The sequence below is a fragment of the Pseudomaricurvus alcaniphilus genome, from assembly GCF_011440395.1.
Taxonomy (GTDB): domain Bacteria; phylum Pseudomonadota; class Gammaproteobacteria; order Pseudomonadales; family Cellvibrionaceae; genus Pseudomaricurvus; species Pseudomaricurvus alcaniphilus.
This window is the reverse complement of the sequence record NZ_JAAOIX010000003.1, coordinates 93,621-104,871: the sequence shown is the minus strand read 5'-3', so window position 1 is coordinate 104,871 and position 11,251 is coordinate 93,621. Positions and strand designations below refer to the sequence as shown.

9 protein-coding genes are annotated in these 11,251 nt (G+C 57.5%); 2 read left to right on the top strand and 7 right to left on the bottom strand.

Features of this window, described 5'->3' with window-relative positions; all coding sequences use genetic code 11:
- Nucleotides 1-49: 49 nt before the first annotated feature.
- Entirely contained in the window at nucleotides 50-295 is a 246-nt protein-coding gene (locus G8764_RS08845; RefSeq protein ID WP_166164263.1) for an OadG family protein, read from the bottom strand.
- A 358-nt stretch (nucleotides 296-653) separates the two neighbouring features.
- Between G8764_RS08845 and G8764_RS08840 the strand changes: the two genes are divergently transcribed.
- On the top strand, nucleotides 654-1,700 hold the full coding sequence (locus tag G8764_RS08840; protein ID WP_166164262.1) for a tRNA dihydrouridine synthase: 1,047 nt from the start codon (nucleotides 654-656) through the stop codon (nucleotides 1,698-1,700).
- Between the two features lie 161 nt (nucleotides 1,701-1,861).
- Here G8764_RS08840 and pyk read toward each other — a convergent pair whose 3' ends face one another.
- Entirely contained in the window at nucleotides 1,862-3,307 is a 1,446-nt protein-coding gene (gene pyk / locus G8764_RS08835) for a pyruvate kinase (protein ID WP_166164261.1), read from the bottom strand.
- Nucleotides 3,308-3,818: 511 nt separating this feature from the next.
- Here pyk and hexR point away from each other — a divergent pair.
- Nucleotides 3,819-4,664 (top strand): transcriptional regulator HexR, encoded by an 846-nt coding sequence (hexR, locus tag G8764_RS08830; protein ID WP_166164260.1) that lies wholly within the window; start codon nucleotides 3,819-3,821, stop codon nucleotides 4,662-4,664.
- A gap of 28 nt (nucleotides 4,665-4,692) precedes the next feature.
- Here the strand turns inward: hexR and panP are convergent, their stop codons facing one another.
- The 5 genes from panP to G8764_RS08805 all read right to left on the bottom strand — a co-directional run bounded on the left by panP (nucleotide 4,693) and on the right by G8764_RS08805 (nucleotide 11,236).
- Nucleotides 4,693-6,387: a pyridoxal-dependent aspartate 1-decarboxylase PanP gene (panP, locus tag G8764_RS08825; RefSeq protein WP_166164259.1), complete on the bottom strand. Its 1,695-nt coding sequence runs from the start codon at nucleotides 6,385-6,387 to the stop codon at nucleotides 4,693-4,695.
- Between the two features lie 154 nt (nucleotides 6,388-6,541).
- The gene (locus G8764_RS08820; protein WP_166164258.1) at nucleotides 6,542-8,080 is read right to left on the bottom strand and encodes a DUF3336 domain-containing protein; all 1,539 of its coding nucleotides are present in this window, start codon (nucleotides 8,078-8,080) and stop codon (nucleotides 6,542-6,544) included.
- 445 nt (nucleotides 8,081-8,525) lie between these two features.
- Nucleotides 8,526-9,914 (bottom strand): class II fumarate hydratase, encoded by a 1,389-nt coding sequence (locus tag G8764_RS08815; RefSeq protein WP_166164257.1) that lies wholly within the window; start codon nucleotides 9,912-9,914, stop codon nucleotides 8,526-8,528.
- 89 nt (nucleotides 9,915-10,003) lie between these two features.
- The gene (locus G8764_RS08810) at nucleotides 10,004-10,450 is read right to left on the bottom strand and encodes a YqaA family protein (protein ID WP_166164256.1); all 447 of its coding nucleotides are present in this window, start codon (nucleotides 10,448-10,450) and stop codon (nucleotides 10,004-10,006) included.
- 15 nt (nucleotides 10,451-10,465) lie between these two features.
- Complete coding sequence (locus G8764_RS08805; protein WP_166164255.1) at nucleotides 10,466-11,236, bottom strand: gamma-glutamyl-gamma-aminobutyrate hydrolase family protein; 771 nt, start codon at nucleotides 11,234-11,236, stop codon at nucleotides 10,466-10,468.
- Between the last annotated feature and the right edge of the window lie 15 nt (nucleotides 11,237-11,251).

Sequence of the window (11,251 nt, the reverse complement as noted above, 5' to 3'; positions counted from 1 at the left end):
AGCCTTCTCTGTGGAGATCAGAATCTGTGGTTCGTGTGCAATAAGAAACTTATTTGTGCCGGGAGCGGTGTTTCTCGATTGCGGCCTTGATGATGGCCTGCAATTTAGGATCAACCCCCGCTTTAGGGGGGGGCGCTGCAGCAGCCGGCAGCGGCTTGACAGCGTCCGGGAACAAGCGGCTCACAACACCGGACATAATCGTCGTGGCAATCACCAGCACGGTCAGGAACACAAACACCGTTCCCATGCCAAACAGCATCAAATCCACGCCCTGTTGCAAAATTTCTTCTTGCATAGGTTAGTTAACCTCCTGAAAACCGGCCGCGGGGTCCAATCCGCTGCCACTGGAAAAGCAATCTGTCTCTTGGACCCATTGCTCACTTTTATTCGCTCTGCAACGCCAAACCGATAAGTTCGCACGCCGCCAGGATAAACCGGTGCCAGGTCGCCTCACGCACACCCCGCCGGTTCCACCCCGCCCCCCGTAAAAGGGACGTGGAATTTAGCCCGAACTTTACCCTGTAAGCAAATTTTCTCATTTACTACACGGTTTGGTAAAAATACTACAGGCAGGGATAATTACAACCTCGCGCAGCTACCTATTGGAACTTTACGGTACAATGCCGCCAACTTCACCAGCCCCCGGTTTTTTCATGCGCCTGTTTCTCGCCCCTATGGAAGGGGTAGTCGACTATCACTTGCGCGACCTGCTTACTACTCTAGGCGGTCTCGATGGTTGTGTCACCGAATTTGTGCGCGTGAGTAACCAGCAGCAATTGCCCGAACGAGTATTCACCCGGCTCTGCCCGGAATTGCACCACAACAGTCGCACCAGGGCCGGGACCCCGGTGAAGCTGCAGTTGCTCGGCGGAGATGCTCAGGCGCTGGCCGACAATGCCGCCGTGGCGGCCTCACTGGGGGCCAGCGCCATCGACCTGAACTTTGGCTGCCCGGCGAAAACGGTCAATAAAAGCGAGGGGGGCGCCTGCCTACTGCAATACCCGCAACGGATTTACGGTATCGTCGCCGCCGTGCGATCGGCGCTGCCAGAGCAGGTACCGGTCACCGTGAAAATACGGCTCGGATACGCCGATCGCAGCGCCTACCTGGACAACGCCCTGGCAGTGGCCGCCGGCGGAGCCAACGAACTGACTGTGCACGCACGCTCTAAGGTCGACGGTTATAAACCTCCGGCCTACTGGGAATACATCGGTAAAATACGCGCAGCCCTCGACATCCCGGTAATAGCCAATGGCGAAATCTGGTCCGTAGCGGATTATCAGCGCTGCCGCGAGCAAACCGGCTGCGAGAACTTTATGCTGGGAAGGGGCATACTGGCGCGACCGGACCTGGCCCTGGCTATAAAAGCCGCTGCCGCCGGGCGAGAATACTCGCCCATGAGCTGGCAACAGGTGGCGATTTTGTTATTTCACTACTATCTGACTACAAAACCGCTCTACCCGACAAAGTTTCTCGGCAACCGGGTAAAGCAGTGGCTGGCTTATCTGCGCAACCACTACCGGGAAGCGGAAATTTTATTTACGGCTATCAAACGGGAAACAACCGCCGCCGGTATCGAGCGAGGCTTTGAGCGATGGGTCAACCGCAGCGCTGCAGTGCCGCCGACGGTCAAACATTGGCAGCACAGCACCACCCCGGTGCCAAGCCAACAAACCCGGCACCGCAGCCCACAATCCTAGGAGCCTGTCGGACTTAGGGTTGCCCTGCTGCGAAAAAGCCGAGTTTGGCCATTTTTTAACCATTTTCTCGTTAAATAGAACCACTATTCGCCTCAAAAATGGTTAAAAACTGACTCAAATCGGACTTTCTCTCGCTACGGGCACCTAAGTCCGACAGGCTCCTAGTGAATGGCGTCGCCGACGCGCACGATTTTCATGGTGTTGGTGCCACCGTGCACATTGCGGAAATCGCCTTTGGAAATAATTACCAGGTCGCCCTCGGCCACCACGCCACGGCTCAGCAACTCATTGACCACCGCCTGGTTTAAATCTTCCGGTTGGTGCTTGCCAGTGTCGAAAGTCACCGGCTCAACCCCACGATAGAGCGCGAGGCGCTGCTCCGTACGGGCGTGATCAGTGAAAGCGTATACCGGCAAGCCGGAACTGATGCGCGTCATGTACAGCGGTGTGCGTCCGGTTTCGGTAAAGCTGATAATTGCCTTTACGCCATCCAGGTGGTTGGCTGTGTACATAGTGGCCAGTGCGATGGCTTCATCGATGGTCGCGAAATGCTCGTGCAAGCGGTGGGTCGATATTTTGGTTTGCGGCTGGCGCTCGGCACCAATAATGACCCGATTCATGGCATCGACTACTTCCAGCGGGAATTGGCCGGCGGCGGTTTCGCCACTCAACATCACGGCGTCGGTACCGTCCAGCACCGCGTTGGCGACGTCGAACACTTCGGCACGAGTCGGAAGTGGGCTATCGATCATGGATTCCATCATCTGGGTAGCGGTGATCACCGGCTTGTTCAATTCTTCCGCACGGGCAATCATGTGCTTCTGCACGGCGATCAATTCAGCATCACCAATCTCGACCCCCAAATCACCTCGCGCCACCATCACGCCATCAGAAGCGCGGATGATACCGTCGAGTATTTCCGGCTGCACTGCTTCGGCGCGCTCGACCTTGGCAATCAACCCGGCGTCACCACCGGCCTCACGCAACAGCGCCCGCGCCTTTTCCAGGTCTTCGCCACTGCGCACAAATGAAACCGCCAGGTAATCTACTTCCAGCTCAGCCGCCAGGCGAATATCGCGAAAATCTTTCTCGGTCAAGGCATCGGCCGACAAACCACCGCCCTGCTTGTTGATACCCTTGTTGTTGGAGAGCTTGCCGCCCACCTCTACTTCGGTGCTGATTCGCGTCCCGTCGATAGCAGTGACTCGCAAAACCACCCGGCCGTCGTCCAGCAACAGTCGGTCTTCCGGTACCACATCATCGGGCAGGTGAGCGTAGTCAAGACCCACCTCGTTCTGGTTGCCGGCGTCTCGGGCCAGGGATGAGTCGAGGCAAAATACATCGCCGACCGCCAGCTGGATTGGACCCTCGGCAAAACGGGCGACCCGGATCTTGGGCCCCTGTAAATCGCCTAAAATAGCGACGCTGCGCTTATATTTCTTTGCCAGCTCCCTGACCTGGGTAACACGCAGCTTGTGGTCTTCGGGGCTGCCGTGGGAAAAGTTCATCCTCACCACATTGACACCGGCCTTGATGATCTTTTCCAAAACACCAGGTGCGTCGGTGGATGGTCCCAGAGTTGCAACAATTTTAGTGCGTCTTTTCAAAGTACTTTCCTGTAATTGCGATGACTGCATTGAATGCATGAACGTTGAAACGTGTGAATGACCTATGTGAAAGCGCCGGGGGACTTTTGCCGCAATTGCCGCGATCTAATCCATTTTATTGCTACTGAGGATATTGCGCGTTACTACTCAACCAACGGGGATCATGCCTAACCCAACGGCAATACTACTTCGCTTAACGGTACTTTTCTTACTCTAGCTCTAACGTCTTACTGTAGCTCTAACGTCTTACTCTAGCTGTGCGGGCTAGACAGGTGACCCAATCCGGCTAATTTAATTAAGTTAAATTATAAGGCCTGAAAAATGACAAAACAATGAATTTATTTTAATTTAGTTAAATATTTGGTAGATTCAGCGGCAACGTTCCCGGTCGCTGAGCAACTCTACCGCCGACGCCGCAGAACTGAGCTCATACTATTATATTTCTACCAATTTTTTACTACCGGTTTTTTGCTACGAAACGCTGTCAAGCGTTGACCAAATCGAGAACAGCATGATTTTGACCCGCTTGCAACACAAACTCAATAACCTGAGCAAATCAGAGCGTCGCATCGCCGAGGCTATTCTGGCCGACCCCGAGGCGGTGGTGCACTCCACCACCGCCGAACTGGCGCGCCGCGCGGGGGTCAGCGACCCGATGATTTCCCGCCTCTGCCGGGGCATCGGTTGCAAGGGCTTTCCCGAGTTCAAAGTGCAACTGGCCCAAAGTCTGGCAAAGAACACTTCCTTTGTCACCCGCTCCGTGGCAATCGACGACGATACCGACACCTACGTCAACAAATTGATCAGCACCCACCAGGGGGCCCTCGATTATCTGCGCAAGGAGCTTGATCCCCGGGTTATAGAGAGCGCCGTCGACTGCCTGGACAACGCCAAACGCATTGAAATTTTTGGCATGGGCGGCTGTGCCTCCCTGGCCCAGGATGCCCAGCACAAGCTGTTTCGCCTCGGCACCCCCACCATCGCCTATGAAGACAACCTGAAGCAGCGGATGGCCGCGGCGGCCGCCAACGAAGACAGTGTCATCCTGTTTATTTCCTTTACCGGGCGCACCTACGCCACCATCGAGACCGCCACCACCGCCAAGAACAGTGGCGCCAGGGTATTGGCCATTACCGACCCCAAGTCGCCGCTGGCAGCGGTGTGCGACCTGGTGATAACCTCCGGCAGCGAGCTGGAAGACACGACCATCTACGTGCCCATGACTACCACCATCATGATCCAGACCATCATCGATATACTGGCGACCGGTCTTGCCCTGAAGCGCAGCCCACAGGTGGACCAGCAGTTGAAGCGGATCAAAGACAGCCTCGAGCACACCCGGGCCGAGAAGAAGTAGCGCGCCGCCGCTCTGGTACGCGGCGCGCTTATTTTACCTCGCTACAAACCTTACTCTCGCCATTCTTACACAGCGGTGCCAGCAGCGCTTGCACGTCGTCGCGCTGCGCCAACAACAACTGCTCTTCGAGCACGGCGCGAAGTACATCGTGGGTGGTCAAGGGGTTGGCCAGCACCACCCGAAACACCGTCAGCACGTCACCGCCGTAGGCCTGGGCATCCACCCGGGTGCGCGACACAAAACTCTGGCCGGCGGCCCGCTGCGCCTTTTGCAACAGCCGGGTGGCCTTATCCAGTTCGCGGTTAATGTGCTGGCGCTGCTCCGGGTCGGCCAACTGCAACTTGCGCTGCAATTTGCTCGGCACGTAGCGATAACCGAGGATATTGAGCTCCGGCGGCACCACCAACTCAAAGTCCGGGTGCTGGTCGATCAGTTCGGCAAAATACCGGGCTTTGTCGATGCCCTGGTCGATCAACAGCTCGTAACCCTTTTTACCGATAATATTGAGGCCGGCATGCACCAGCAGCGCCATCCCCGGGCGGGAGCCCTCCAGCGTGTGGCTGCCCAGGTCCTTGGAGCCTTTACGAATAATGTATTCGGCGTGATGCTCGATACTGGAAACCTGCTGCGGGTCTCGAAACAACACCATGCCCACTCCCATGGGAACGTACATTTGCTTGTGCGCATCAATGGTGACGGAATCGGCCAGCTCGATACCTTTCAGCCTCGACCGGTAGTTTTCGGAAAACAGGGTGGCGCCGCCCCAAGCCGCATCGACGTGAAAATGGCAACCCACTTCCCGCGCCACAGCGGCCAGCTTGTCGAGTGGATCGACGCTGCCGGTTTCGGTGGCGCCGGCGAGACCGACGATACTCAAAATGCCATAACCCTCCGCCTTGAGCTGCAGGGCTTTGCGGCGCAGTTCGTCGACATCAACCCGATAGCGCTCGTCGGTGGCAATGGCTACCAGGTTGTCGCGACCGATGCCCAGCAGGTCCGCCGCCTTGGCCACCGAGTAGTGACTGCGGCGTGAGCCCAGAATCACCAGGCCTTTCAGGCCGCTGGCCTGCAGGGCACCGTGCAGGCCCTTGCGGGCCACAGCTTGCCGGCCCAACATATGGTTGCGCGCCACCCACAGCGCGGTGATATTGGCCACTGTACCGCCCGAGCAAAATGCTCCCAGGGCAATATTGGAGTCGTGCAGCCAGCGCTGGTAAAACTCTTCACTCTCCCCGTACGTCAGCTGGTGCAACATGCCCAACACCTGGCGCTCCAGTGGGGTAAACGCCTTGGAAGTCTCCACTTTGACCAGGTTCTGGTTGAGCGCGGTGACAATTTTCGACAGCGGCAGCATAAAATACGGCAGTGACGAGGTCATGTGCCCGATAAAGCCCGGCGCTGAGGTACGCACAGACTGGGCTACCAGGTGCTTGAGAATAAAATCGGTATACGCGGATACGTAGTAGGGTTGCTCGGGGATAGCCGCAGAGGCGAAGGCAGTTTCGATTTCACCCAGCGCTTTCTCCACCGCCACGATGTGTTCGTGCAGAAAACCGTCCAGATTGCTGGAGATATCGGCGTCGATTTTGGCGAGAGTTGCACCACTGGATTCGGGAATGGTGAAAATCCGCTGCAGACTCTCCAGATTGGCATGGGCCTGGAAGTCCAACCCCTCCTGGGCAGCGTACTGCGCTATGGTAATTGGTCGGGATTTTTCAGTCATCGCCCTACAACCTTATACACGGGTCGTGCATGATATAGAGAGATACCCGTGCAACGCAATCACCGCAGTTGTAGCGGCCCTTCCCTACCCCCTCAAACCGGTGCCGAAACCGGCATGCACCGCGCCCGCCCAACCACCAACGGCAGGACAATTATCAGCCCTCGTCAGCTACAGGTTCAGTCACGCTTAATTCCTTGCCGCGCTGCAGGCTCTTGCGGTAACGCATGCCCATACGGGCCAGCGACAGCTCGCGCTGTTCGTAATCCTCAATAATATCCTCCAGCACCCGGCCAATTTTGGTGGCAATGCGAATATTTTCCACTTTTGGCCAGGTGGCTCGCTCACCCGCACGAATTATTTCCATCATCTCTTCCGGGCTAAGCAGCGTCATCAGGCGACGGGGATCCTTGGCCCAAAACCGATAGATAATATTGATGTCGCCGGTATAGCTTTGCCCCATCACCGAAAAACCCAAACTCATGGCCGACTCCAAACGGGGAAAATGCTTTAAAAAGCGCCGATTTATGCGCCCCATAATGGTTGAGTATTCACGCAAGCCAACCTTGGCAAGCCGGGTAACCGTGCGACGGAACTCGCCACTTTGGGCCGGGTCGGAGGCGAATGGCAGGACAAAGGGGTTGGTGAGGCTGACAATATAGTGATTCACCCCGTACAGGCGCCCCAGCCGCCGGGCGGGAAGGTCATCGGAAAAAGAGCCGTCAATCCACTTGCGCAACGGCAAGTAGGGCTTCACCGTACCGTCCTTATCCTTGGCCATCAGGGTTACCGGGGGAAATGCGCCGGGTACCGCCGCCGACGCCAGCACCGCACTGCGCACCAGCACATTGGGCGACGCAATGGCGTTCAGCAAGCGCGCCTTCTGCAGTGGTTCGGCCGGCGACACGGTGATATTGATGTACAACCCGGTCAGCTTGTAAGCTTCCTCAAAGGTCATATCCGGCACCACATTATTGATAATCGCCTCCACGTCATCGCGATCGATGGGGCGATAACCGTGATCCCAGAGGCGCCGTAAAATATTGGCCTCCTCCCGGGAGCTGGTAATCAGGTTCTCCACTTTAAACAATTCCACCAGCCGGTCACGGGTATTGGTCCCGATCATGGCCGCGAATATAGCGCCGGCACTGGCGCCGGACACCACTTTTGGCATCAGGTTTTGTTCCAGCAGAGCCTTCAACACCCCCAGGTGGAAGTTGCCGAGGGCCGCTCCACCACTCAACATCAGCGCTGTGCGGCCGAAGCAATGGCTGGCGCGATGGAAGAAATCCAGCTTTTCCTCGAAGCTGATATCGGGGCTTTCCAGCTCGGCCAGGTAGCGCAGGGCACTGGCGACTTCGTCCACGTATTCATTAATCAGTTTCTTGCTGCCAAATTTGGCGTGGTTATACAGTGCCCGATTACCCATGCCGCCGGTATTGCCGTGAATACCTTCGTTGAGAGTAAACAGCAGCCCCCTGTCATCGCCATTGAGGCGGCAACTGCGCAATTTTTGCAGCCTGGCCTTGATGATCTGGTAATCGTACAAGTCGCTGCGCTCAGTCCGCTTCCAGCGGTCCTCGCCGGAAACCTTGTCATGCCACTTTGCGGCTTCAGCCCATTCCGCATAGGTTTCCGCTTTGGCCATGCGGCGTTCTGCATCCCTGAGCGAGACGGGCTTCATCAGAATTTTCATAAATCCGGTATCCAACTGAAAGAATGAGCTACCAATAACAAATAAAACTAGAAAGGTACAACTAGAGTGCTCAAACAACGTTTCAGCATGACTTTGAGCAAAAATATACCAGCTTCTGCCTCCCAGCGAGAGCACCTGAGTAAGAAATTTCCCTAGGGCAGAATGATAGCTTAAGACAGGAACCCACCCTAAAGCCAGCAATTATCCTAACCCGAGCTTGCATCTTTATTGCCTGTCGCCGCAGCCTGGCTGCCGTGACCCACGGCAAACACCCGGCCACAGGCACAAGCGTGAACGGTGCAAACAGGAGAAAAGAGCTTCTGGAGAGAGGGTTTAAACAGCTGCAATCGACAATATTGAGTGCAAATGAGCATCAACCGGGCCCTATTCTGGCCCGGCCATTACCGGGAATTCCTCCACTGCGACCTTCGGTGAAGGTATTTTGCTAGTTACACCCGGTTAACAGGCGGGGGTCCAGCAGCCGTTTGAGAGTGTCCTCATCCAGGTCGGTGAGCTCCAGCGCTACCTCAAGTACCGGGCGCTTCTGCGCGTAAGCCTGCTTGGCAATCGCCGCGCCTTTCTCATAGCCCACCTCGCGATTGAGGGCGGTCACCAGGATCGGGTTGCGATCCAGCGCCGCCGCCAGGCGCTCAACATTGACCGTGAAGCCGGCAATTGCCTTGTCTGCCAGCAGCCGCGCACTGCTGGCCATTATCTGGATGGATTGCAGCAGGTTGTAGCCGATCACGGGCAACATAACATTGAGTTGAAAATTGCCACTCTGGCCGGCCAGGGTAATGGTCACATCATTGCCGGTCACCTGGGCACAGGCCATGGCCACCGCTTCGGGAATCACCGGATTGACCTTGCCCGGCATGATGCTGCTGCCCGGCTGCAGGGCCGGCAGCTCAATCTCCGCCAACCCGGTGAGCGGGCCGCTGTTCATCCAGCGCAGGTCGTTGCTGATTTTCAGCAGTGCGGTCGCCAGGGTCTTCAGCTGGCCGCTGGTTTCCACCGCTGTGTCCTGGCAGCTCAGGGCCTCGAAATAGTTATCCTTTACCACAAACTGGATACCGGTTAACTGCGCCAGGCTGGCGGCAACCCCCTCACCAAACTGCGGCTGGGCATTGATACCGGTGCCCACTGCAGTGCCGCCGATGGCCAGCGCGGTGAGGCGCACACTGCTCTGCTCCAGTCGGGCAATCGCCAGCGCGACCTGGCTGGCCCAGCCACCCAGTTCCTGCCCCATAGTGACCGGCATTGCGTCCATCAGGTGGGTGCGGCCGGTTTTCACAGTCGCCGCCAGTTGCTGCCCCTTGTCTTCCAGCACCTGGTGCAGGTGACGCAGAGCCGGCAACAACTCTTCATAAACCAGCAGCGCCGCGCTGACATGAATACAACTGGGAATCACATCGTTGGAGCTTTGACTCATATTGACATGGTCGTTGGGGTGCACCGCCACTCCCGCATCCCTGCGCGCCAGCGCCGCAATGACTTCATTGGCGTTCATATTGGTACTGGTGCCAGATCCGGTCTGGAAAACATCGATGGGAAACTGGCTGTCGTACTCGCCGCTGGCGACCCTGGCGGCGGCCTGCTGCACCGCCGCGCCAATCGTGTCGTCAAGTTGACCCTGGCGCACGTTCACCGCCGCACAAGCCTGCTTTATCAGTCCCAGAGCGCGGATAAAGGCGCGCGGCATAACCAGGCCGCTGACCGGGAAATTGTCGATGGCGCGCTGGGTTTGTGCGCCATAGAGGGCGTCGGCTGGCACCTCGACGTCACCCAGGCTGTCTCGCTCAGTGCGGGTTTTGCTGGTTAAATCACGGTTCATGGGCAGCACCTCCTGATTCGATTCTACGCCCATCAGGGCCAGGAATGAACTGTGGCAGGCAGCAACGGTTATGCAAGCCCCAAAAAGGCCTACAAGCCTGCCACCACCAGGTCACTGGACCAGATCACCAGCCAGATAACCACCAGGTAACGAATGCCCTTGCCGATTCCAGCCAGCACCAGCAGGGTGAGCAAATTGATGCGCATGGTGCCGGCAATAAAGGTCAGCGCGTCCCCTCCCACGGGCATCCAGGCGAACAACAGGCTCCATTTACCGTAGCGTTGAAACCAGGCTTGGGAGCCCTGCAGGCCCTTTTCCTTAAAGGGAAACCAGCGCCGATCGCTGAAATGAAGACAGTAACCGCCCAACCACCAGTTGACCCCTGCCCCCAGGGTATTACCCACGGTGGCCGCTAACCATAACCAGTAAGGGGATAAGCCATCGATTAAGAATGAAGTGAGAATCACCTCGGAGTAAAACGGGAACACCGTGGCCGCCAAAAACGCGCTGGCAAACAGGGCCAGATAGCTGCTCATGGTGAGCGCGGCACCTCAGGATTCATCCGCGCCGCCTTGCCCCGCGTCAGGCAACAACTTTTCGGGCGTCTTCCGCACTGCGCTGGCGAAGTGAGCAAACAGCAAACGCTGGGTGCGCTTGTAGGGCAAATATTCCGGGTGCCACTGCACACCGAGTATAAACTGCCGTTCCGCCTCCACTGCCTGGATGAACCCATCGGCGTCCCGGCCAATGCATTGCAGCCCCTCGCCCAACCGATTTATAGCCTGACTGTGCAGGCTATTGACCTTGAGCCGAACATTGCGGGCCGAGTGGTGATCAGCGCTGTGGGGCGAGCTGCCGGGCATGGTTTCAGGCTGCTGGTGGAGAAAAGCGGCGAGCCGGCTGGTACCTGCCAACTCCACCCACTTTACCGGGCGCGCAGTATTGTAGTTCGGGGTGCGCTTGCGCAGCGGCCGAATGTCCCGCCACAGATTGCCGCCCAGCACCACGTTCAGCAGCTGGGCACCACGGCAGATTCCCATAATGGGCACCCTGGCCGCCAGTGCACGGCGGATAATATCCATCTCCAGGGCATCGCGCTCCGGGTCGTAGGTGACCCCCGCATCGCCAGACTCACCGTAGTGCTGCGGCTCGATATCGTCGCCGCCGCCGATGATCACCCCCCGCACCGGCTGGCTTAACTGCGCCCGTCCGGAACTCACATAGACCCCGCGCAAGCCACACAGCAGCAGCATCAGCCGGGTTGCCCACCAACCGAAACGCAGGCGCCGGTGAGGGCCAGTAACCGCGATCAGGGGACGCATATCAACAGCAGCACC